We start from the raw sequence: 23,608 nt of genomic DNA on the forward strand, positions 1-23,608 counted from the left end.
GAGGGGGCGGCATGACCGTGGAAGTGAAGCCGGACGACTACCAGGCACTCCTGTCGGAGTCGCTGCGCGTCATCAGGAAACTCAGGCAGGAAGGACAGCAGGGCGCGAGGACGCGCGAGCCCGTGGCCATCGTCGGCATGGGCTGCCGGTTCCCCGGCGGCAGCAGTACGCCCGAGGCGTACTGGGAGTTCCTCAGCGGCGGCGGTGACGGTGTCGTCGAGGTGCCCGCCGACCGGTGGGACATCGACGAGTTGTACGACCCCGAGCCGGGCAAGCCGGGCAAGGTCTACCTCCGCGAGGGCGGATTCCTTCAGGAGGACATCCGCGGATTCGACGCGCACTTCTTCGGGATCTCGCCCGTCGAGGCAGCCGAGATGGACCCCCAGCAGCGGCTGCTCCTGGAGGTGACCTGGGAGGCGCTGGAACGGGCGGGGATTCCCGCCGACGGTCTCAGGGGCACCAGGACCGGGGTGTTCGTCGGTGTGATCGGCTCCGAGTACGCCGGCCTGCCGCGGGCCGAGCAGTACGGCAACCCCTACACGCTGACCGGCGCGATGTCCTCCATCATGTCCGGCCGCGTCTCCTACGTCCTCGGTACCCAGGGACCGTCGCTCTCGGTCGACACCGCCTGTTCGTCCTCGCTCGTCGCCGTCCATCTCGCCTGCGAGAGCCTGCTCAGGGGAGAGTCGGACACGGCTCTCGCCGGTGGCGTCAACCTGCTTGTGTCGCCCACCGGCTTCGCTTCGCTGTGCGACCTGGGCGCCCTGTCCAAGGACGGGCGGTGCAAGTCCTTCGACGCGAGCGGGGACGGCTACGGCCGGGGTGAGGGCTGCGGCGTCGTCGTGCTCAAGCGCCTGTCCGACGCCCAGCGGGACGGCGACCCGGTCCTGGCCGTCATCAGGGCCAGCGGTGTCAACCAGGACGGCCCCGGCAGCGGCCTGACGGTGCCCAACGGTTCGGCACAGCGCGACCTGATCCGCCGGACGCTCACCGAGGCCGCCGTGTCCCCGGCCGAGATCGGCTACTTCGAGGCGCACGGCACCGGGACGGCACTGGGTGACCCGATCGAGTTCCAGGCGATCAAGGACGTGTTCGCGGGCGACCCGTCGCGCCGACAGCCACTGCGCATCGGCTCGGTGAAGAGCAACATCGGGCATCTGGAGGCCGCGGCCGGTGTGGCGGGCCTCATCAAGCTCGTGCTGTGTCTGCAGCACGGCAGGATCCCGCCCAATCTGCACCTGAACACGGTCAACCCCAAGATCCGGCTGGCCGACGTGCCCGCGGTGGTGCCCCACGACTGCGAGGAGTGGCCCGTGGGCGGGGGCCCCCGCACCGCCGCCATCAGCTCCTACGGCTTCAGCGGCACCAACGCCCACGCGATCGTCGCCGAGGCACCGCGACCGGAACGGGCCGCGCCCGGTGCGGAGCACGGTGAACGCCCCGTGCACGTCCTGGCGCTCTCGGCACGGAGCAAGGGCGCACTGCGGGACCTCGCCGACGCGTACGTGAACCACCTCGCCGGTGGCGACCTCCCGGCGCTCGGCGATCTCTGCCACACCGCGAACACGGGACGCAGCCACTGGACGCACCGCCTCGCCGTGGCCGCCGCCGACCCCGCCCAGTTGCGGCGGCAGTTGAGGGAGTGGACCCCTCCTCCCGCGTCCGGCGCACGCTCCGGTACCGGCCCCCGAGTGGCCTTCGTGTACGAGGGACGCTACGACGACCGGCTCGCCAGGGAGCTGTACGCGACGCAGCCGGTGTTCCGGGACGCGATGCGGGCCTGCGACGAGGCGGTCCGCGCCCGGGGCGGAGCGGGGATCGTCGACGGCCTCTCCGGCACGGCCGAGCGGACCCCGCCCGCGGCCGACCCGCGCCACCACGCCGTCGCGGCGTTCTGCCTGGAGTACGCGCTGGACCGGATGTGGGCGTCCTGGGGCGTGCGCCCGCAGGCGGTCGTGGGCCGAGGCAGCGGTCAGTACGCCGCCGCCTGCGGAGCCGGGGTCATGGACCTGCACACGGCGCTGGCGTTCCTGCTGCCGGGGAAGGCACCGGCTGCCCCCGACGCCGTGCGGCTGCGCCCGCCCACGGCCCGGGTGTTCTCCGCGGCGACGGGCGGCGCGGTGGGCCGCGCGGACCTGCTCGACTCCGCCTACTGGGCGGACGTCGACATGGCCCCGGCCGAGCCGCTCGGGCCCGTCGTGCAACGGCTCGCGGCCGATTACGACCCTTGCGTGAGGGTGGCGCCGCTCGCCGACGACGCCCGGGCGGATGCGTCTGCGGCAGCCGGTCCGCGGCAGCCGGACGCCGCCTCGCAGGCGGGCGCCTGGCCTCGACTCGCGCGGACGCTCGGCGCGCTCTACGAGGCCGGGGTGTCCGTCGACTGGGCCGGTTTCGACAGCGGCCGCGACCACCGGAAGGTGCTGCTGCCGACCTACCCCTTCCAGCGCAAACCCTTCTGGACGCGGGAAGCACCGCCCGGGGCGGTCGCGCCGCGGCCGACCGCGGCGCGCGCAGAACTGACGGGACAGGTTCTCGACACGCCGCTGAGCCTCGACGCCGACCAGGTCGGCTTCGACGTGCCGCTGTCCGCGGTGCCCGACGTGCGCGCCACGCAGGGAGTGCTGCACGTCGGCCACTACCTGGAGCTGGTGACGCGCGCACTGCGGCTGACCGGTGACCACGGGCCCCTCACCGTCCGGTCCCTCCGCTTCCTCAGCGCCCTGATGCTGCGCGAGGACCGGGACAACCGCCTGGTGGTCACGGTGACGGACGGGCCGGACGACGGACCGGGCTTCACCGTCCACAGCCGAGGCGACCACCGCAGGGAGTGGACGCGGCACGCCGAGGGCACGCTGGCCCCCGCCGCGGACCGGCCCGAGCGCGCGGCACAAACCCCCGCACCGCAGGACGGGCCGCTCACCCACGGCTTCCACGGGCCGACGGCGGGAGCCGACTTCTACCGTCGGGCCGCGGCCGAGCGACGCCTCGACCTGGGCCAGGACGTGCGGTGGCTGTCCGAGGTATGGACGCGGGAGGGAGCGGCACTGGCCCAGCTCGCCCCGCCGGAAGGCCTGGACACCTCGGGCACCCCCCTGCTGGGCTGCCATCCCGGCGTCTTCGATGCGTGCGCCCAGCTCTTCCACGCCGCGCTGCCCGCGTCCGTCCCCACCGGCCTGAAGTTCATGGTCACCGAGTGGCGCGAGATCCTCCTCGGAGGGGACGCCCCGAGCAGCGGTGACCTCTGGTGCCGGGTCACGGTCGAGACGTACGACCCGGACACCGCCGAACTGCACGGTTCACTCGCCCTCTTCGACGGGCGGGGCAAGATCGTGGCGAGCGTGCGCGACGTCACGATGAAGGGCATCGGAGCCGAGCACGACCAGCTCTTCCGGGAGCTGGCCGACCGTGGTGCAAACGAGGGCCGGGAGGCCGAACCCACCGAGATCCTGCTGGAGTTGGCGGGGACGGCCACCGATCGGCGCGCGGCCGTCCTGGAGGAACACCTGCGCGGCCGGTTCGCCGAGCTGCTGCACATGGACCGTGCGGAACTGGACCCGCAGGAGCGCCTCTCCGACCTGGGGATGGACTCCTTGGTCGGAGTCAAGGCGAAAGCGTGCATCGAGCAGGACCTGCGGACGCGACTGCCGATCGAGACCTTGATCGAGGGGCCTTCCGTGCGGGAACTCACCGCCGTCGTACTGCCCGGAGTGGAGCTCGCGACGATCCGGCCGACCCCGGCCGGCCCGCGCGGCGGCCTCCCGGCGGCCCGCTGGATCGAGCACCGCACCCCCAACCCCCGGGCGCGGCTGAAGTTGTTCTGCCTGCCGTACGGCAGCGGCGGTGGAGCCTCGGTCTACCGGGGCTGGCAGGCGCTGCTCCCGGACGACGTGGAGGTCTGCCCCGTTCAGCTGCCGGGCAAGGAGAGCCGGATCAAGGAGCGAGCCTTCGAGGACGCCGAGTCCGCGGTCGACGCCCTGTACGAGGCGCTGCTGCCCGAACTCGACCGTCCCTACGCCTTCTACGGGCACAGCATGGGCGCACTCCTGGCCTACCGGCTCGCCCACCGGCTGTGGCGGAGGCACGAGACCAAGCCGGAGCACCTCGTCGTGGGCGCGTACTCGGCGCCCAGCGTGCAGCCGAACCCCTTGGTGGCCTTCACCCGCGAGAAGTTCGCCGCGATCGGGTACGACGACATCCCCTGCCCGGCCGACCTGGCCACCGCGACATCCGACGAACGCGCGGCCATTCAGGGCGTGCTCACCTCCGAGGCCGACCTCAGCGAAGAGTTGGCGCGGGCCCTGCTGCCGACCCGGCTCGCGGAACTGAAGCTGGTGCGCGACTACCGGGAGCCCGACGAGCCCGGCTTCGACATTCCGGTCACCGCGGTGCACGGGTTGCGCGACGACAAAGTGACCGAGGCCGACATGGCCGCATGGCAGAAGGTGACCAGCGGCGCCTTCGCCCTGCACGTGGTCTCCGGCGACCACCTCTTCCTGCGCGCCGACCGGGACCAGCACCTGCTGCTCCGGCACATCGCGGGCGCCCTGACCGCCTGAGCGGTCCTCCGTCCGATCCATGAGCCACGGCACCACAAGGAGAAGCAAATGAAGCGACGGCATCTGTTCGAGTTCGAGGACCTCAAGTGGTTTCCCGACGTGTTCCGGCGGGGCACCACGGACTTTCTCTCGTTCGTCTTTTCCAAGACCAACAGGTACGCGCCCGTCGTGCCGTTGATCGCGGAAGCGGTGGACGACCAGGACCCGGTGCGGATCGTGGACCTGTGCTCCGGCGGCAGCGGCGGCATAGCCAACCTGCAACGGGACCTGTCCGCACTGCTCGACAAGAAGGTGACGGTCACCCTCAGCGACAAGTACCCGAACCTGGAGGCATTTCAGAAGATCAAGGAGATGTGCGAGGGCATCGAGTACGAGACCGAGTCGGTCGATGCCACGGACGTGCCCGAACGGCTCGAAGGTTTCCGCACCATCTTCACGGCGTTCCACCATTTCAAGCCGGACATGGCACAGGCGATCCTGCAGGACGCGGTGGACAAGAAGGTGCCCATCGGTGTCTTCGAACTCGGCAACAAGGGCCCCAAGGCCATTGCCAAACTCATCGTCACCGTGCCGATCGGCCTGCTCCTCGTGACGCCTTTCCTGAGGCCCCGGAGGGCTTCCCGGTTCCTTTTCACGTATCTGCTTCCGGTGATTCCCCTCGCCACGATCTGGGACGGGGTCGTGTCCATTCTCCGGGTGTACACGCCGGACCAGTTGCGCGAACTCACGGCGAACATCGACGCGGTGGACTACGAGTGGAAGATCGGCACCGCGGTGCACGCGGAAGGCGTCGGCAAGGGCGAGGTCCTCTATCTCATCGGCGCACCGGTCAAGTAGCCCATGGACTTCTTCGAGGAACTGCACCGGCACGGGGACCGGACGGCGGTGGTCGACGACGACGACCGCCGGTTCTCGTTCCGTGAACTGCACGAGTTGGCGCACGAGTTCGGCGACAGACTGCCCCGGGGCGAACGGGCGCTGATCCTGTTGCGGACGCGGAACAGCATCGAGTCGCTGATCGGATACCTGGGCGGTGTCGCGAGCGGCCACGTGGTGCTGCCGGTCGATCACAGCCTCGACCCGGCCCTGGTCACCCGGCTCATGGACGCCTACCGGCCCGAGTATGTGTGGGGAGCGGGGCAGGCGGCGGATCCCGCGCTGTTCTCCATCGGCGACTACACCCTGGCGCCGACCCGCTACGGGCCGGGGGGGCCGCTCCACCCAGACCTGAGCGCCGTGCTGCTCACATCGGGCTCGACCGGCTCCCCCAAGGGGGTGCGGCTGACCCGCGCGAACATCACGGCCAACGCCCGCTCCATCGCCGAGTACCTCGAACTCGACGCCACGGAACGGCCCGTGACCAGCCTTCCCATGAGCTATTCCTACGGCCTGTCGGTCATCACCAGTCATCTGCACGTCGGCGCCACCCTGCTGCTCACCGGCGAGTCCCTGGTGCGCGGCGAGTTCTGGAACTACTGCCGCAGGCACGAAGCGACGTCGTTCTCCGGGGTCCCCTACACGTACGAGATGCTGGACACGCTGCGCTTCCCGTCCGTCGAACTGCCCAGCCTGCGGTACTTCACACAAGCCGGCGGCCGACTGCCCACCGAGCGGGTCGAACGGTACGCCGCGGAGGCGGACCGCAGAGGCGTCCGCTTCTACGTGATGTACGGGCAGACGGAGGCGACGGCCCGCATGGCCTATCTGCCGCCCGAACTGCTGTCGGCCAAGCCCGGCAGCATCGGGCGGGCCGTGCCCGGCGGCACGCTGTACCTCAAGGACGAGCAGGGAGCGAGGATCGCTGCCGCGGGACGGACCGGCCGGCTCCACTACGAAGGCCCGAACGTGATGCAGGGTCACGCGAACGGACGGGGCGACCTGGCCCACGGGGACCAGCTCGGCGGCGTGCTCGACACCGGCGACCTCGCCTACGTCGACGAGGACGGCTGCTACTACATCGCCGGCCGGAGCGGCCGCTTCGTGAAGCTGTCCGGCGTCCGCTACGACCTCGACGAACTGGAGCAGGGCCTCACACGCAGCGGTATCACCTGCGCCTGCGGCGGCAGCGACGAAGAACTGGCGGTCGCCGTCGAGGACGCCGCGCTGGCGCGGCTGGCGAAGCAGACGCTGCGCCGGACCTTCCGGGTGGACCCCACGCAGGTACGGATCGTGGTGGTGCCGCGGATCAGCCGGACGGCCAGCGGAAAGATCGCCTACGCCAAGACATTCGAGAACGGGGAGTGAAGACGGTGAGCACCCATCGTGCGGTCATCGAGCAGTTCAACGAAGGAGCGGAGCATTTCGACAGCTGGTCGGTGACCAAGGACGAGCGCATGCTCCGCGGGCTCGCCGAGTTCTGTGAACTGTCCGCGGGCGACGATCTGTTGGACCTGGCCTGCGGCACCGGAGCCCTGGCCCTGTACGGCGCGCGACGGGTCCGCTCCGTCACCGGCGTGGACATCTCGGAGGGGATGATCACGGTCGCCCGCCGCAACGCGGCCGAACGCGGCCTGGCGAACACCTCGTTCGTGTGCCGCAACGTGGAGCGGCTCGACCTGGAGGCCGACCGGTTCTCGGTCGTCGTGTCCCGGTCGGCCTTCCACCACATGGCGCGCCACCGGGAGGTCTTCGCCGGGATGGTGCGCTGCTGCCGCCCCGGCGGACGACTGTGCATCCAGGACGTCATGGCGTACGGAGACGAGAAGAAGGACCGCTATTTCGAAGAGATGGAGCGGCTCATCGACCGCAGCCACCACCTCACGTACGGGAAGCGGGAGTTCTTCGAACTCTTCAAGGGCAACGGCGTCAAGGTGACCGGTCTCTTCGAGTCCGAGTCCCTGCTCGACTTCCACGACTACGTGGAACACGTCGCACAGACCGAGGACAGTCGCATGGCGATCGGCCGCCTCCTCACCGCCGGTCTCGCGGACTCGGACATCGCCACCGAATTCACCGAGCACGACGGCCGGTTGATGTGGCGCCGCAAGGTCTGCACCATTCGGGGACGCAAGGCGGACCGGACCTGATCCGCTTCCGTACACCGCACACAAGAATCAACTTTCACACGTAAGGACGCCGACGCGATGGACGCAGTACGGAAGCAGATCAAGCAGTTCATGGAGGAATCCCTTCTGGTGACGTTCGACGCGGAGATCACCGAGGACACCGACCTGTTCAAGGCGGGCGTGGTCGAATCACGGGACTACCTCAACATTCTCCGCTTCCTCCAGGAGGACTTGAAGGTCGAGATGACGGACGAAGACCTCTTCATGAACGTGCTCGTGTCCCTTTCGGGGATCACCGAATTCGTTCACCAGAAGCAGGGCGGCAACCAGCCGGTCTGAGGGAACGGGGACAGTGGATATGACACACATGGGTGACAGCGTCGAGGGAAGCGGAAACGCTCGGGCCGAGGGGATCGCCATCGTCGGCGTGAGCCTGCGCCTCCCCGGCGCCGAGTCGATGGACGAGTTCTGGCAGTTGCTGGACGAGGGCCGCTGCGTCATAGGTGACCCTCCGCCAGAGCGCCGAGAGTCCGCCGGGCGCGCGGCGCGCGGCGGCTTCCTCGCCGACGCGGACGCGTTCGACGCCGCGTTCTTCAACATCTCGCCGCGCGAGGCCATGTTCATGGATCCGCAGCAGCGGTTCGCCATGGAACTGGCCTGGCAGGCCATCGAGGACGCCGGGTACCGGGCCGCCGCGCTCCAGGGGTCGCGGACCGGTGTCTTCATGGGGGTTGCCAACTCCGACTACACCGAGCTGGCCGAGACGCGGCACGGGGAAGTCGACGCGTACCTGCCGACCGGCACCTCGGCTGCGATCATCGCCAACCGGGTCTCGTACTGGTTCGATCTGCACGGGCCCAGCATGACCATCGACACGGCGTGCGCCAGTTCGTTGGTGGCTGTGCAGCAGGCAGTGCGCGCGCTGGAGCACGGTGACTGCGAGTACGCACTGGCCGGTGGCGTGAACCTGTGCTGGTCCAGCCGTAGGTTCGAGGCGCTCAGCCGCAACGGCATGCTCTCCGACGACGGCCTGTGCCGGGCCTTCGACAGCCGGGCGGACGGATACGTACGGGCCGAGGGCGGGGCGGTCGTACTGCTCAAGCCGCTGGCCACCGCGGTCGCCGACGGCGACGCGATCCACGCGGTCGTCCGAGGCATCGGATCAAACCACGGCGGACGGACGAACTCGCTAACGATCACCAACCCCCAGGCCCACGCCGACCTGGTCAGCGACGTCTACACACGGGCCGGGGTCGGCCCGGACACGGTCGGCTACATCGAGGCCCATGGCCCCGGCACGCCGCTCGGCGACCCCATCGAGGTGCACGGTCTCAAGAGCGCCTTCGGGCGGTTGGCCGAGCGTGCGGGTGTGGAACTGCGGCCCGGTGCCTGCGGGCTCGGCTCGGTGAAAACGAACATCGGCCACCTGGAGTCAGCGGCCGGCCTAGCCGGAATGCTGAAGGTCGTGGCAGCGATCAGACACCGGACCCTGCCGGCCACGCTGCACTTCGACAAGCCCAACCCGCTCATCAAGCTGGACGGCAGCCCCTTCCGCGTCGTGGACCGGGCACAGCCGTGGGAACCCGTCAAGGGGGCCGACGGCGAGGCGCTCCCGCGCCGCGCTGGCGTCAGTTCGTTCGGCTTCGGTGGCAGCAACGCTCACGTTCTGCTGGAGGAGTACCTGCCCGCGCAGTCCGCTCGTGACGATGACGCAGGGGCCGCCCCGCAGGCTCGGCAACTGATACCCATGTCTGCCACGACCGGTGAACAACTGCGTTCCATGGCACGGAACCTGCTGCGTGCCATCGAGGTCGCGGCCACCGACCCCGGCTCCCTCGACGCTCCGGGCCTGCGGGACATCGCGTACACCCTGCAGACCGGGCGTACGGAGTGGCCCCACCGGGTGGCCTTCGTCGTCACTGATTTCGACGAACTCGCCGCGGAACTGCGGTCGTTCACCCGTGACGAAGGCAGCGCCCGGTGCTGGCAGGGCACGGTGGAGAACCAGCCGCGGTTGACGGTGCTGGAGAACGACGAGGACGCCGCCGCGATGCTGCGGAGCTGGGGCGCCAAGGACAAGCTGGACAAGGTCGCCGAGCTATGGACGCTCGGCGGCCCCATCGAGTGGGACGCGCTGCGCGTCGGCGGCCCCGCGCGCAGGACCCACCTGCCGACCTACCCCTTCCAGCGACGCCGCTACTGGTTGCCGACGGCACCGGACGAGGCGGCCACCGCCGACCGCGCCGATGTGCCGGTGCACAGGGCGGACACCGAGGCGGAGCCGGCGCCGGCCGCACCGGCGGGCATCCAGCTCGCCGCACCCGCGGCGTACGCCTCGCCGAGGATCCAGCCACAGCCCGGTGTGCCCAAGCCGAGCGGGATCGGTCTGCGTGAACTGCCCGAACCGTCCGCGAGCACGGCATCGCCCGTCTCACCGGGGCACCCTGCGCAACGCGCCCCGCAGGAGGCGGACCGTGCGCTGCTGGAGCGGCGGTTGGCGAGCAGTCTCGCCGAGGTGCTGTATCTGGAGCCGCACGAGGTGAGCATCGACGGCAAGTTCATCGACATCGGACTCGATTCCATCGTCGCAGTGGAGTGGATCCGCGTCGTCAACACCTGCTTCGGCGCCTCCTTGGAGACGGCCGACGTGTACGAGTTCCCGACGATCCGCGAGCTCGCCGCCGAACTGGCCAGGGCCACGCGGCCGGCCGCCCCCGCCGGTGGCGCCGCGACGGCGACCGAGCCCGGCGCGGCGCGGGTGACCGAGGACATCCCGCGGAGCGTGTCGGTGGACCCGTCCTCGTTGGTGGGCGAGTTGATACAGACCCTTGCCGAGGTGCTCTACGTCCCCACCGAGGAGCTGGGCGCCGAGGACAAGTTCATCGACGTCGGACTGGACTCCATCATCGCCGTCGAGTGGATGGGCGTGGTCAACGCCCGGTACGGCACTGATCTGCCGGTGGCCGACATCTACGAGTACCCCACCCTCCGCGAGTTCGCCGTCCATCTGGCAGGGCGGATGACGTCATCCGCGGACGACTCGGGGATCGAGGAGGTGCTCCGCCAGGTGGTGGCCGGGAGCCTGGAAGTCGAGGAGGCCGAGCGGATGCTGGAGTCACAGACACATGTCGCGTGAGGTGGCCGCCCCGCTGATCCTGCCTGATGTCGCCGATACGCGGCGTCAGGCGGGGCTGCCCGCAGTCTTCATGTTCTCGGGGCAGGGCTCGCAGTACCACCACATGGGGCGCGAACTGTTCGAGACGGACGCCGTCTTCCGGGCGGCCCTGTTTCGCCATGACGCCGTGCTCGCCGAGGAGTTGGGCGAGTCCGTGCTGGACCGGGTTTTCGACCCGGCCAGGAGGAAGACGGATCCGTTCACCGACACCCGGCTCACCCACCCCGCGATCGTCATGTTCCAACTGGCGCTCGCGGAAGCCGTGCAGGCGGCCGGCGTCGAGGCACGGTACGTGCTCGGTTCGAGCCTCGGCGAGTACACGGCCGCGGCGGTGGCCGGGACCGTTGAACCGGCGGAGTGCCTGCGCCTGCTGGCGCGCCAGGGCGCGCTGCTGCACACCCGAGTGCCCGGCGGGATGCTCGCCGTCCTCGCCGATACGACGGTCTTCGACGATGCGCCGGCGCTGTACGGCACCGACGTAGCGGCGCGGAACTACCCGGGCCATCTAGTCGTCGCCGGCGCGACGGACGTGCTCGAACGCGCGGCCGCGCAGCTGCGCGCGGCGGGCGTGGTGCATCAGCGTGTGCCGGTGGAGCACGGGTTCCACTCGTACCTGATGGATGATGTGCGTGATCCGTTCCGTGGCTCCTTCGAAGGGGTGGTACTGAGGGCGCCTGGCATTCCCTGGGTGTCGTGCGTGGACGGCCGTCTGGTCGAGAGTCCGACGGCCGGCCACTTCTGGCGTGTGGCTCGCGGCCCGATCGAGTTCGAGGAGACGATGCGGATCATGCAGGACCGCGGAGACTTCCTGTATCTCGATCTCGGCCTGTCCGGAACACTCCAGGGCTTCGCGCGCAACAACCTCGCTGAAGGCACCCGTTCACGGGCCGTCAGCCTCCTCAGCCCCTTCGACGGCGGCCGGAACGCGGTGGCGAAGGCCCTCGCGGCCGTCGCCGACAGGTCATGATGCGGGAGAGAGGGTGATCGAGGAACTGTTGCCGCCGTGGGTCCGGTCCGCAGAGGCGTTCGATGACGCGGTGGAGGCACCGCTCTGTCCGGGGGAGAGCGAGGCCGTCTCAGGCACGACACAGAGGCGTCGTCTTGAGTTCGCCACGGTGCGACGCTGCGCACGAACGGCCCTGGCGGAATTGGACGTACGGCCGGGGGCGCTGCTGCCGGACGAGCACGGCGCCCCGCTCTGGCCCCCGGCGATCGTAGGGAGCATGACGCACTGCCCCGGCTACCGGGCGGCGGCTGTCGCGCGTACGGACCGTGTGCGTGCAGTGGGCATCGACGCCGAGCCCAACGAGCCCTTGCTCGGCGGGATCCATCAGATCGCCGATGCCGCGGAGCGGCGACACCTCGACGATCTTTCGGCCAGTGGGTACCCGGTCCAGTGGGACCGGTTGCTGTTCTGCTGCAAGGAGGCGGTCTACAAGTCCTGGTTCCCGCTCGCCCGGCGCTGGCTGGGCTTCCACGATGCTGTGATCACGATCGAACCTGACCGGAACACGTTCCACGCGCAACTCCGACCGCCGCGTCGGGGCGGTCTGACACGGGCGGGCCAGGAGCCGACGGGGTTCACCGGACGGTGGCTGGCGCGTGATGGTCTGCTGCTGGCGACGATAGCGGACCCGCGCCCACCCGGCAGTCCATGACAGCAGCGCTCTGGACCGCGCATCCGCGGGGTAGACCGTGAGCAGGGCGTACAACTCCTGCTCGATGCCGGGAACGGTCCTCGACCGCAGGATCCGACCGTCCAGGATGGTCGACTTCAGCGAGAGGCAGCAGGTCTCAGTTGGCCATCCGCCGTGCGACGGTCACCACACTTCCGGTCAAAATCGGCCGCGACCGATAGGGGGTGCCATTATCTGGCACCCCCGGGTCGGGCAGGGCGGCTCGGCAGGCTTGCGGGAAGTCGGGCGGGATCTGCCCGAGGAGCTTGGACGTGCTGTGTGCCGCGAGGAACAGGTCGGCCAGCCGTGCCGCAGGAGGAAGTTTCTTGACCGGCTTGGCGGACAAGGCTCGCGTGGTCCATCCAGACACCCGTGAGCGTACGTTCTTCCCGAAGGGAAGCGGTTGATCATCTGTGCGGGTCAGGTCGGGGACCGTGATCGGGACCGGAGTTGCGGGATCTTCGTCGAAGAGAGCGTCGCCGATCTGCCAGCCCAGGCTGCGAAGGGCGTCGACGGCTTCGCGTGCATCGCTGAGCCGCAGAGCGGACAGGTCTGCCCCGGTGAGGTTGCCGACACCACCACGTGCGGCCCGGATGGCCACCACCACGGCGACGAGCTGAGCGTCAGGACCAGGCAGCGCGAGGGCGGACGCGTAACTCAGCAGCGTTCGCGCGGCTTCCCCTTGTGTGGAACTCAGCAGGAACGGCTGCAGCGTATTGGCCGGGACGGCGCTGATATTGCTGGCGGCGGATGCATTCTTCGGCACGACGGCGCCAACGCGTATGGAGGAGGCTGGTCACTATCCCTGCTCCATCTGGAGCAGACCAGAAAGAGAGTGCCCTGTTCCTGCCTGTGTGAGTGGTCCGAACCCTCGATGCAGGCTGGACGGCACCACCCGGACGGGCAGCCTCCGCCAGAGTCCGCGCAGACTGCAAGACTTCAACACGCTGAACTTGACAGAGAAGACGTGGGCCAGGGGGAAGCCCTGGTCCTCACGGCGGGCGGGGACCGGGCCCTGGTCGTCGACGCGGGGCCGGAGCCGGAGGCGGTGGACCGCTGTCTGCGGAGTCTCGGCGTCCGGCGCATCCCGCTGCTGGTCCTGACCCACTTTCACGCGGACCATGTGGCCGGCCTGCCCGGTCTGCTGCGGGGCCGCTCGGTCGGCGCCATCGAGACGACGACACTCGACGAACCGCCGGACCAGGCGGCCTTCGTGCGGCGGACCGCGGCGGCCGCGGGGGTCCGGGTGCTGCGGACCGCGCCGGGGCCGCGGCGGCTGGGCGCGATCGCCTGGGAGGTGCTGTGGCCGTTGCCGGGTCCGGTCGCCGGGGGTGGTGCCAACGACGCGAGTGTCACGATGCTGGTGCGCACCGGAGGGCTCACCGTGCTGCTGCTCGGTGATCTGGAACCGCCGGCCCAGCAGCGTCTGGCGATGTCCGCCGAACTGCCGCCCGTCGACATCCTGAAGGTCGCCCACCACGGCTCCGCCTACCAGGACCCGGGCCTGCTGGCCCGCCTGCGGCCCCGGATCGCTCTCATCTCCTGTGGCGCGGACAACGATTACGGGCACCCGGCCCCGCGGACGCTGGCCGCTCTCCGCGCGGGGGGCGCGGTCGTGCTGCGGACCGATACGGACGGGACGATCGCGGTGACGGGCCCGCCCTCCCGGCCCGGCGCCGCCGTCACGGCCGGCAGAGCGAGTCCGGCAGGGAGCGGTGGTCGACGCAGGGCACATGGCCGTGGGAACGCATCAGGTTCTTGGCGGTGTCGCTGTTGAGATAGGCCAGGAATTCGGCGGTGAGACCGTCGTCTTGGGGGCTGCCGTAGGTATAGGCGTACTCGACGGTCCAGTACGGGTAGCGGTCCCGCTTCACCGGTTCGATGTCCGGCTCGTAGCCGTCGAGCTGGACCCGTTCCACGCCGGGGTGCCGGGTGGCGGCCGACATCTCCGTGTAGCCGATCGCGCCCTCGACCGTGCCGACCTCGGCGAGCAACTGAGCCGTCCCGCCGCGTTCGCAGCGGATGACCCGGGCCTTCCGGTCGCGGTCCCTGCTGGTGCAGTCGTCGGAGGAGACCGCCGGTTCGGAGCCGCCCAGCACGCTGTCCTCGAAGGCCTGCCGGGTGCCGGAGTCCGCGCTGCGGCTGACCAGGCTGACCGGCACGTCGTTGCCGCCCAGCTGCCGCCAGTTGGTGATCCGGCCGGAGTAGAGGTCGCGGAGTTCGGCGCGGGTGAGGTTGTGCACCCCCGCCTCCTTGTTGACGACCACGCTGAAGATCACCACGCCGAGCGGACGGCCCCGCAGTTCCCGGTACCGGGAGGGCGCGGGTCCGTCGGACACGGTGATCCGGGGTACGTCGCCGCCGTCCGGCGCTGCCTGGCCCGCGCTCCGCAGCTCCCGTATCCCGGACAGGCTGCCGCCGGCCCGCACCTCGATCGCGGCGCCGGGGCACTCGGCCTCGTAGGCCTCGGCGATCTCCTCCATCAGCGGCTGGAAGGCCGTGGAGCCGTCCACGGTCAGCTCGCCGGAAGCGCACCGGCTCTTCGCCGGCGCGGTGCCGCCGTTGAGCCACAGGCCGCCGAGCACACCGAGGAGCGTGACGAGGAAGGCGCCGAGGCCCAGATAGATCTTGCGCGGGCCGCGCCGCTGCTGGTTGCGGCGGATACGGCCACCGCTCAGGAAGCCGTCCACGGTCACCTCGCCGCGCGGCTCGCCGGTGAGCAGGACGAGCAGCTTGAAGTGGTCCTTCCGGTTCAGCGGCACCCTGGGCAGGACGAGCCGGCCGCCGTCGTGGCGCAGCCCTCCGTTGCGCGTCAGCATGGCCGCGAGATTGGGCGGATTGGCGTCGGGTACGTCGGCCCCGACGATGGTCCGGTCGCTGAACTCGACCGACAGCGGCTCCTGGTAGTCCTGCCGGACGATGTCCTTGCTGCCGTCGTTCTCCACCCGCAGCAGCGCCAGGGTGGCGTTGCTGACCTCCTGCCCCTCCCGTATCAGCCGCAGCTGGACCAGGGTGTGGGCATCCTGCGGGTTCATGCCGATCGCGGTGTCCATCTGCACCCGGTAGCCGATCCTCTTGCGGCCGGGCATGAAGCGGTCGAAGGACCAGACCGCGAAGGTGGCGGCGATGCCGACGGCGGCGAGAACGATCTCGATCTCGGGCATTCTCACAGCGGAACCTCGCAAGGACGGTCGGACCGGTGCGAGCACTGTATGGACGGCCACCATGGCCGGAAACGGATTCCCCGACCCGTCACGCACCGTTCATCGCGGGGCTGTTCGGGATTGTCCGTTCCTCCGCGCAGGCTCCGTTCCGGCCCTGTCCGGCCTCCCGTCTGCCGGGCGTCACTCGGACTCGAGCCAGCCGTCGTACTCCGCCGCGAGCTCCTCCAGCGCCTTCAGAGCCGCCGGGTCCCGGCCGTCGGCCGGCTCCTCGATCACGACCAGCCACTGGGCGTCCTCGGCGTCGTCCTCACCGGCGAGCGCCTCGCGTACGACCTCCGGTTCCCCGCCGAGGCCGAAGCGCTCCACCGCCTCGGCGGCCGCTTCCTCGGCCGCGTCCCGGTCGGGCAGCACCAGCAGGCGGTGGACGATGCCCGTCCCGGCCGGTGCGGGCTCCTCGGAGAGGGGATGTGCTCCGTTCATCCGCACATTGTGCGGCACCGGCGCCAGCCGTCCGGACCGCCGGAGGCCGCACCAGGCGCCGCCCGGGCGGTCCCGCCCGGTGAGTGCTGTCGGTGCCCCGTGGGATGCTGGACCGCGATGGCCAGAAAGACGACGACCGACGACCCGCTCACCCCCGTCACGCTCGCCGTGGGCCAGGAGGAACTGCTCCTGGAACGCGCCGTGCGGGAGGTGATCGCGGCGGCGCGTGCCGCCGACGCCGACACCGATGTGCGCGACCTCACCCCCGACGTGCTGCAGCCGGGCACTCTCGCCGAGCTGACCAGCCCGTCGCTCTTCGCCGAGCGCAAGGTCGTGGTGGTACGGAACGCCCAGGACCTCTCGGCCGACACGGTGAAGGACGTCAAGGCCTATCTGGGCTCGCCCGCCGAGGAGATCACCCTCGTCCTGGTCCATGCCGGCGGCGCCAAGGGCAAGGGACTGCTGGACGCGGCGCGCAAGGCGGGCGCCCGGGAGGTCTCCTGCCCGAAGATGACGAAGCCGGCCGACCGGCTGTCCTTTGTCCGCGGCGAGTTCCGCGCCGCGGGGCGGTCGGCCACCCCGGAGGCGTGCCAGGCGCTGATCGACGCCCTGGGCAGCGATCTCCGCGAGCTGGCGAGCGCCTGTTCGCAGCTCGCCGCAGATGTGCACGGCCCGATCGACGACGCCGTCGTGGCGCGCTATTACACCGGCCGCGCCGAGGCCTCCAGCTTCACGGTCGCCGACCGGGCGGTCGAGGGCCGGACGGCCGAGGCGCTGGAGGCGCTCCGCTGGTCCCTGTCCACCGGCGTCGCCCCCGTGTTGATCACCAGCGCGCTGGCACAGGCGGTGCGGGCCATCGGCAAGCTGGCGTCCGCCCCGCGCGGGGCACGGCCCGGTGATCTCGCCCGTGATCTGGGCATGCCGCCCTGGAAGATCGACCGGGTACGACAGCAGATGCGCGGCTGGTCGGCCGACGGGGTGTCCGCCGCGCTGCGCGCCGTCGCGGAGGCGGACGGCGCCGTCAAGGGCGGCGGCGCCGACCCCGGTTACGCCCTGGAGAAGGCCGTGGTGGCGGTGGCCGGCGCGGCCCGCCCGGCCACCCGCCGGAACTGACACGGCGCGCCTGACCCGATGCACCTGCCTCGGCCCACCCGGCGAGGCGGCCTCCCCGAGCGCGGCCATCCAGCCCGCCCGGCGCGGATCCCGTTCCCCGCAAAGCCCAAGGTCCCGTAACGCCGAAGGCCCCGTACCACCCCGGGGAAGGGCGGTACGGGGCCTCGCGGTCCGAGCTGGGTGCGCCGTACCCGCGTGGCGAACGCAGGCCGCGTACGGCGCCGGTCCCGCGGCGGGGCCGCGGGAGAGTGGTGCCGGTTCGGAGCGGTTGAGAGGGCCCGCTGGGTCCGGACCGGCGGAAACCGGGAACAGGATTCCCGGGTCGAGCGAGTGCCGTACGGCCTCCCGCGGCGTCCAGCCGGCGGAGCGGTTCCGTACCGCGAGTGAAGCGGAGGGGGGCCGAAGCCGGCCCCTGGGGGGGGCAGCCCCGGAGGTCAGCCCTTGAGGGAGGCGACCCGGTGAGCCAGCGCCGACTTCTTGTTGGCGGCGGCGTTCTTGTGGATCACGCCCTTGCTGGCGGCCTTGTCCAGCTTCTTGGCGGCCTCGCGGGCGGCGGTGGTGGCCTTCTCCAGGTCACCGGCCTCCACGGCCTCGCGGGTCTTGCGGATCGCGGTCTTCAGCGAGGACTTGACGGCCTTGTTGCGCTGGCGCGCCTTCTCGTTGGTCTTGTTCCGCTTGATCTGGGACTTGATGTTCGCCACGTAAAGAGCCTTTGCAGCTTCGTCGGATTCTCGGGTGCGCCGTGCTCGGTGCTCCGTGCGAACGATGCGAACGAAGAGGGCACGAGACGCGATGGACCAGGCTACCAGCAGGGCCGAGGCCTCCCAAACCGGACCGGGCGCCGCGGTCATGGGACGATGGGGGGGACTGTCACAGACCCGACCAAGCTGCGTCTCATCACCGAATGGACCCTGCGTGCCCGCGACCCCTACCCCTGTGCCGGAGCCGAGCCGTACCGATCCGGCGCTGATCCGCAACTTCTGCATCATCGCGCACATCGACCACGGCAAGTCGACGCTCGCCGACCGGATGCTCCAGCTGACCGGTGTGGTCGAGCAGCGTCAGATGCGCGCCCAGTACCTCGACCGCATGGACATCGAGCGTGAGCGCGGTATCACGATCAAGTCCCAGGCGGTGCGGCTGCCCTGGGCGCCCGGAGAGGGCGAGAACCAGGGCACCACCCATGTGCTCAACATGATCGACACCCCCGGCCACGTCGACTTCACCTATGAGGTCTCCCGTTCCCTGGCCGCCTGCGAGGGCTGCATCCTGCTGGTGGACGCGGCCCAGGGCATCGAGGCCCAGACCCTCGCCAACCTGTATCTGGCGATGGAGAACGACCTCACGATCATCCCGGTGCTGAACAAGATCGACCTGCCGGCCGCCCAGCCCGAGAAGTTCGCCGCCGAGCTCGCGCATCTCATCGGCTGCGACCCGTCCGACGTGCTCAAGGTCTCCGCGAAGACCGGCGAGGGCGTCGAGGCGCTGCTCGACAAGGTCGTCGCCGAGGTCCCGGCACCGGTCGGCGACGCGGAGGCGCCCGCCCGCGCGATGATCTTCGACTCCGTGTACGACGCCTACCGCGGCGTGGTGACCTATGTGAAGGTCGTCGACGGCCATCTCGCCAAGCGCGAGCGGATCCGGATGATGTCCACCGGCGCCACCCACGAGCTGCTGGAGATCGGCGTCTCCTCTCCCGAGATGACGCCCTCCGACGGCCTGGGCGTCGGCGAGGTCGGCTATCTCATCACCGGAGTGAAGGACGTCCGCCAGTCCAAGGTCGGCGACACCGTCACGCTGCTCAACAAGGGCGCCACCGAGGCCCTGGGCGGCTACAAGGACCCCAAGCCGATGGTGTTCTCCGGTCTCTACCCGCTGGACGGCTCGGACTACCCGGAGTTGCGCGACGCCCTGGACAAGCTCCAGCTCAACGACGCCGCCCTGGTCTACGAGCCGGAGACGTCCGCGGCGCTCGGCTTCGGCTTCCGCGTCGGCTTCCTCGGCCTGCTCCACCTGGACGTGATCCGCGAGCGGCTGGAGCGCGAGTTCGGTCTCGACCTGATCGCCACCGCGCCCAACGTGATCTACCGCGTGATCATGGAGGACGGCACCGAGCACACCGTCACCAACCCCAGCGAGTTCCCCACCGGCAAGATCGACGAGGTGCACGAGCCGGTCGTCCGGGCCACCCTCCTCGCGCCCAGCGAGTTCATCGGGGCGATCATGGAGCTCTGCCAGACCCGCCGCGGCACGCTGCTGGGTATGGACTACCTCTCCGAGGACCGTGTCGAGCTCCGCTACACCCTGCCCCTGGCCGAGATCGTCTTCGACTTCTTCGACGCCCTGAAGTCCAAGACCCGCGGCTACGCCTCGCTCGACTACGAGCCCACCGGCGAGCAGACCGCCGACCTCGTCAAGGTCGACATCCTGCTGCACGGCGACAAGGTGGACGCCTTCTCGGCGATCACGCACAAGGAGAAGGCGTACGCGTACGGGGTGCGGCTCGTCGCCAAGCTGCGCGAGCTCATCCCGCGGCAGAACTTCGAGGTGCCGATCCAGGCGGCCATCGGCAGCCGGGTCATCGCCCGCGAGACCGTCCGCGCCATCCGCAAGGACGTCCTCGCCAAGTGCTACGGCGGTGATATCTCCCGTAAGCGGAAGCTGCTGGAGAAGCAGAAGGAGGGCAAGAAGCGGATGAAGATGGTCGGCAGCGTGGAGGTGCCCCAGGAGGCGTTCATCGCGGTGCTGTCCTCCGACTCCGCCGCCGGCGAGAGCAAGGGCAAGAAGTAGCCCGGGTCCCCGGCTGCCCCAGCGGCGCAGCGCGAAGGCGCCCGTCCCCACCGGGGACGGGCGCCTTCGCGCTGGCCACGCCTGCGGCGGAGGGGGAAATTCCGCTCTGCGAACGAGTGGCTCTCAGACCCTTACAAACGAGCCGGTCGCACTCTACTCTGGGCCTGCCTGAAGGTTACTCGCCGGTTAAACAAGTTCCGTTACAGCACCTCAGCGGGGCACGGAGGATTGTCGTGAGCGACACGCAGACGTTGATTGAGAACAGGCCGCCCTCCGTGGCGACGCTTTTCCTCGACCGGGTCGAGTCGACCCCGGACCGGGAGGCATACCGCTATCCGGTCCCGCCTGCCTCGGGCAAGGGCCCCGACGAGTGGCGCTCCTACACCTGGGGACAGGCGGCGGAGCGGGTCTTCGCCGCGGCCGCCGGCCTGATCGAGCTGGGCGTGGAGGCCGAACAGCGGGTCGCCATCGCCTCCAGCACCCGGGTCGAGTGGATCCTCGCCGACCTGGGCATCCTCTGCGCGGGCGCCGCGACCACCACGGTCTACCCCAGCACGAACGCCGAGGAGACGGCGTACATCCTCTCCGACTCCAGCAGCCGCGTGCTGATCGCCGAGGACGCGACGCAGCTGGCCAAGGCCCGCGAGCGGCGCGCCGAACTCCCCGAGCTGGCGCACGTCGTGGTGCTCGACGAGGCCGCCGCCGCACCGGCCGAGGGCGACCCGGAGGGCTGGGTCCTCTCCCTCGCCGAGCTGGAGCGGCGCGGCGCGGCCCGGCTGGAGAAGGAGCCGGACCTGATCCGCAAGCGGGTCGCCGCGATCACCTCCGACCAGCTCGCCACCCTCATCTACACCTCCGGCACCACGGGCAAGCCCAAGGGCGTGCGGCTCCAGCACGACTGCTGGTCGTATATGGCCCGGGCCATCGAGGCCAGCGGGCTGGTCACCGGTGAGGACGTGCAGTACCTCTGGCTGCCGCTCGCGCACGTCTTCGGCAAGGTCCTCACGGCCGGCCAGATCGGCGTCGGGCACGTCACCGCGGTCGACGGCCGCATCGACAAGATCATCGAGAATCTGCCGGTCGTGAAGCCGACCTACATGGCCGCCGTGCCGCGGATCTTCGAGAAGGTCTACAACGGGGTGGCGTCCAAGGCCCGGGCCGGCGGCGGCGCCAAGTACAAGATCTTCCAGTGGGCGGCCGGCGTCGCCCGCGAGTACGCCCGGGTGTCCCAGGACAACTTCCGCCGCACCGGCAAGGCGGACGCCCCGGCCGGCCTGACGATCAAGCACGCGATCGCCGACAAGCTCGTCTACGCCAAGCTGCGCGAGGCCTTCGGCGGCAACCTCCGGGCGGCCGTCTCCGGTTCCGCGGCCCTGGCCCCGGACATCGGCTTCTTCTTCTCCGGCGCGGGCATCCACATCCTGGAGGGCTACGGCCTCACGGAGTCCAGCGCCGCCAGCTTCGTCAACCCCGGCGAGGCCTACCGCACCGGCACGGTCGGCAAGCCCATGCCCGGCACCGAGGTGCGCATCGCGGACGACGGCGAGATCCTGCTCCGCGGCCCCGGCATCATGGAGGGCTACCACGGGCTGCCGGAGAAGACCGCCGAGGTCCTGGAAGCCGACGGCTGGTTCCACACCGGTGACATCGGTGAGCTGTCCGCCGACGGCTACCTGCGGATCACCGACCGCAAGAAGGACCTGATCAAGACCTCGGGCGGCAAGTACATCGCCCCGGCCGAGGTCGAGGGCCAGTTCAAGGCGGTCTGCCCGTTCGTCTCCAACATCCTCGTGCACGGCGCCGACCGGAACTTCTGCACCGCCCTGATCGCGCTCGACGAGCCGACGGTCATGAACTGGGCCGAGGAGAACGGCATGGCCGGCAAGCCGTACGCCGAGATCGTCGCCTCCCCGGAGATGCACCAGCTCATCGAGGGCTATGTGCAGCGGCTCAACGAAGGGCTGCAGCGCTGGCAGACGATCAAGAAGTTCCGCATCCTGCCGCGGGACCTCGACGTCGAACACGGCGAGCTCACCCCGAGCCTCAAGCTCAAGCGCCCTGTGGTGGAGCGGGAGTACAAGCACCTCATCGATGAGATGTACGCGGGTGCGCGCGAGGCGTGACCCCGGAACGGGGCCCGGGCCCGGCACGGACGTGATCCGTGCCGGGCCCGGGCCGCGCCCGGCCTCCCGCGCCCGGCCTCCCGCGCCCGGCCTCCCGCGCCCGGCGTCCGTCCGCGCTCCGCGCCCGTCCGCGCCCGGCGTCCGTCCGGCCCGGCCCCCATCCGGTCGGGGAACCCGTGGCCATGACGGACAATGGCCGGTATGCCCTCCGTACTGCCCGACGGCGAACCCGTGCCCGACGACGGGGCGCTGCCCGCCCACGCCCTCGACGGCGCCGCGGAGCGGCCCCTCGGCTTCTACCTCCACGTGCCCTACTGCGCCACGCGCTGCGGCTACTGCGACTTCAACACCTACACCGCCAGTGAGCTGCGCGGATCCGGCGGCGCCCTCGCCTCCCGCGAGAACTACGCCGAGACGCTGGCCGAGGAGGTGCGGCTGGCGCGCAAGGTGCTGGGCGACGACCCGCGCCCGGTCGAGACCGTCTTCATCGGCGGCGGTACGCCGACCCTGCTCCCCGCCGCCGGCCTGTCCCGGATGCTGAGGGCGATCCGGGACGAGTTCGGGCTCGCGGAGGGCGCGGAGATCACCACCGAGGCCAATCCGGAGTCGGTGGACCCCCGCTATCTCGACGGGCTGCTGGAGGGCGGTTTCAACCGGATCTCCTTCGGGATGCAGAGCGCGCGGCAGCACGTCCTGCGGGTGCTGGACCGCACCCACACCCCCGGGCGCCCCGAGGCCTGCGTCGCCGAGGCGCGCGCGGCCGGCTTCGAGCACGTCAACCTCGACCTCATCTACGGCACGCCGGGGGAGAGCGACGACGACTGGCGGGCCTCCCTGGACGCGGCGGTCGGCGCGGGCCCGGACCACATCTCCGCCTACGCCCTGATCGTCGAGGAGGGCACGCAGCTCGCCCGCCGCATCCGGCGCGGCGAGGTGCCGATGACCGACGACGACGTGCACGCGGACCGCTACCTGATCGCCGAGGAGCGGCTGTCGGCGGCCGGTTTCCACTGGTACGAGGTGTCGAACTGGGCGACCGACGGGGCCGCCCGCTGCCGCCACAACGAGCTGTACTGGCGCGGCGCCGACTGGTGGGGCGCGGGCCCCGGCGCGCACAGCCACGTCGGCGGGGTGCGCTGGTGGAACGTGAAGCACCCCGGGGCGTACGCCCAGGCGCTCGCCGAGGGCCGCGCCCCCGGAGCCGGACGCGAGGTGCTGTCCGCCGAGGACCGGCGCGTCGAGCGGATCCTCCTCGAACTGCGGCTCTCCGACGGCTGCCCGCTGGAGCTGCTGGCCCCGGCGGGCCTGAGCGCGGCGGCCCGCGCCGTGGCGGACGGCCTGCTGCGGCCGGAGCCCTACGAGGAGGGGCGGGCGGTGCTGACGCTGCGCGGACGGCTGCTCGCCGACGCGGTGGTCCGCGACCTGGTGGACTGACAGTGAGGATGTGACGTGGCTTCTCCGACGGGTCTGACTCACGGACTGACCGACGTCTCGACTGTCTTGTTTGGGATTTGTCGATCCGCTCG

Annotated in this window: 16 protein-coding genes and 1 pseudogene; 13 read left to right on the forward strand and 4 right to left on the reverse strand. The window is 70.5% G+C overall.

Annotated features, from left to right (window positions below; translation table 11 throughout):
• Window positions 1-11 precede the first annotated feature (11 nt).
• The 8 genes from IF83_RS31365 to IF83_RS0123625 are packed head-to-tail and all read left to right on the forward strand — an operon-like array spanning window position 12 to window position 12,394.
• Complete coding sequence (locus tag IF83_RS31365) at window positions 12-4,556, forward strand: type I polyketide synthase (protein ID WP_051723250.1); 4,545 nt, start codon at window positions 12-14, stop codon at window positions 4,554-4,556.
• A 48-nt stretch (window positions 4,557-4,604) separates the two neighbouring features.
• Window positions 4,605-5,393: a hypothetical protein gene (locus tag IF83_RS0123595; protein ID WP_030547350.1), complete on the forward strand. Its 789-nt coding sequence runs from the start codon at window positions 4,605-4,607 to the stop codon at window positions 5,391-5,393.
• Between the two features lie 3 nt (window positions 5,394-5,396).
• Entirely contained in the window at window positions 5,397-6,800 is a 1,404-nt protein-coding gene (locus IF83_RS0123600) for an AMP-binding protein (protein ID WP_030547352.1), read from the forward strand.
• A 5-nt stretch (window positions 6,801-6,805) separates the two neighbouring features.
• Window positions 6,806-7,582: a class I SAM-dependent methyltransferase gene (locus tag IF83_RS0123605; protein WP_158711100.1), complete on the forward strand. Its 777-nt coding sequence runs from the start codon at window positions 6,806-6,808 to the stop codon at window positions 7,580-7,582.
• A 57-nt stretch (window positions 7,583-7,639) separates the two neighbouring features.
• Window positions 7,640-7,900 (forward strand): hypothetical protein, encoded by a 261-nt coding sequence (locus IF83_RS0123610; RefSeq protein WP_030547356.1) that lies wholly within the window; start codon window positions 7,640-7,642, stop codon window positions 7,898-7,900.
• Window positions 7,901-7,919: 19 nt separating this feature from the next.
• Window positions 7,920-10,697: a beta-ketoacyl synthase N-terminal-like domain-containing protein gene (locus IF83_RS30620; protein WP_078843785.1), complete on the forward strand. Its 2,778-nt coding sequence runs from the start codon at window positions 7,920-7,922 to the stop codon at window positions 10,695-10,697.
• The gene (locus IF83_RS0123620; RefSeq protein WP_030547357.1) at window positions 10,687-11,703 is read left to right on the forward strand and encodes an acyltransferase domain-containing protein; all 1,017 of its coding nucleotides are present in this window, start codon (window positions 10,687-10,689) and stop codon (window positions 11,701-11,703) included. The genes IF83_RS30620 and IF83_RS0123620 overlap by 11 nt, the downstream gene beginning before the upstream one ends.
• A gap of 13 nt (window positions 11,704-11,716) precedes the next feature.
• Window positions 11,717-12,394, forward strand: a complete 678-nt coding sequence (locus IF83_RS0123625) for a 4'-phosphopantetheinyl transferase family protein (RefSeq protein WP_030547358.1) — start codon at window positions 11,717-11,719, stop codon at window positions 12,392-12,394.
• Window positions 12,395-12,530: 136 nt separating this feature from the next.
• On the opposite strand, the gene IF83_RS32505 is transcribed toward IF83_RS0123625, so the two are convergent.
• Entirely contained in the window at window positions 12,531-13,178 is a 648-nt protein-coding gene (locus tag IF83_RS32505; RefSeq protein WP_244177181.1) for a hypothetical protein, read from the reverse strand.
• Window positions 13,179-13,376: 198 nt separating this feature from the next.
• On the opposite strand from IF83_RS32505, the pseudogene IF83_RS0123630 reads away from it, so the two are divergent.
• Window positions 13,377-14,189: pseudogene (locus IF83_RS0123630) on the forward strand (ComEC/Rec2 family competence protein); the annotation flags it as partial.
• Here the strand turns inward: IF83_RS0123630 and IF83_RS0123635 are convergent.
• Together IF83_RS0123635 and IF83_RS0123640 are read right to left on the reverse strand one after the other, a co-directional pair.
• The gene (locus IF83_RS0123635) at window positions 14,095-15,576 is read right to left on the reverse strand and encodes a PstS family phosphate ABC transporter substrate-binding protein (protein WP_030547360.1); all 1,482 of its coding nucleotides are present in this window, start codon (window positions 15,574-15,576) and stop codon (window positions 14,095-14,097) included. The pseudogene IF83_RS0123630 and the gene IF83_RS0123635 overlap by 95 nt on opposite strands.
• 180 nt (window positions 15,577-15,756) lie before the next feature.
• Window positions 15,757-16,056 (reverse strand): hypothetical protein, encoded by a 300-nt coding sequence (locus IF83_RS0123640; protein ID WP_394297368.1) that lies wholly within the window; start codon window positions 16,054-16,056, stop codon window positions 15,757-15,759.
• A 117-nt stretch (window positions 16,057-16,173) separates the two neighbouring features.
• Between IF83_RS0123640 and holA the strand changes: the two genes are divergently transcribed.
• The gene (gene holA / locus IF83_RS0123645) at window positions 16,174-17,169 is read left to right on the forward strand and encodes a DNA polymerase III subunit delta (protein WP_030547365.1); all 996 of its coding nucleotides are present in this window, start codon (window positions 16,174-16,176) and stop codon (window positions 17,167-17,169) included.
• Between the two features lie 434 nt (window positions 17,170-17,603).
• On the opposite strand, the gene rpsT is transcribed toward holA, so the two are convergent.
• On the reverse strand, window positions 17,604-17,870 hold the full coding sequence (rpsT, locus tag IF83_RS0123650) for a 30S ribosomal protein S20 (RefSeq protein ID WP_030547367.1): 267 nt from the start codon (window positions 17,868-17,870) through the stop codon (window positions 17,604-17,606).
• Window positions 17,871-18,084: 214 nt separating this feature from the next.
• Between rpsT and lepA the strand changes: the two genes are divergently transcribed.
• From lepA to hemW, 3 genes are all read left to right on the forward strand, one after another.
• A complete protein-coding gene (gene lepA / locus IF83_RS0123655; RefSeq protein WP_030547368.1) occupies window positions 18,085-19,959 on the forward strand; it encodes a translation elongation factor 4 in 1,875 nt (624 codons plus the stop codon).
• A gap of 233 nt (window positions 19,960-20,192) precedes the next feature.
• Window positions 20,193-22,082: an AMP-dependent synthetase/ligase gene (locus IF83_RS0123660; RefSeq protein WP_030547370.1), complete on the forward strand. Its 1,890-nt coding sequence runs from the start codon at window positions 20,193-20,195 to the stop codon at window positions 22,080-22,082.
• Window positions 22,083-22,283: 201 nt separating this feature from the next.
• Complete coding sequence (gene hemW / locus IF83_RS0123665) at window positions 22,284-23,516, forward strand: radical SAM family heme chaperone HemW (protein WP_030547374.1); 1,233 nt, start codon at window positions 22,284-22,286, stop codon at window positions 23,514-23,516.
• Window positions 23,517-23,608 lie beyond the last annotated feature (92 nt).

Origin of the sequence: Streptomyces albus subsp. albus (assembly GCF_000719865.1) — a bacterium.
Taxonomy (GTDB): Bacteria; Actinomycetota; Actinomycetes; order Streptomycetales; family Streptomycetaceae; genus Streptomyces; species Streptomyces albus_E.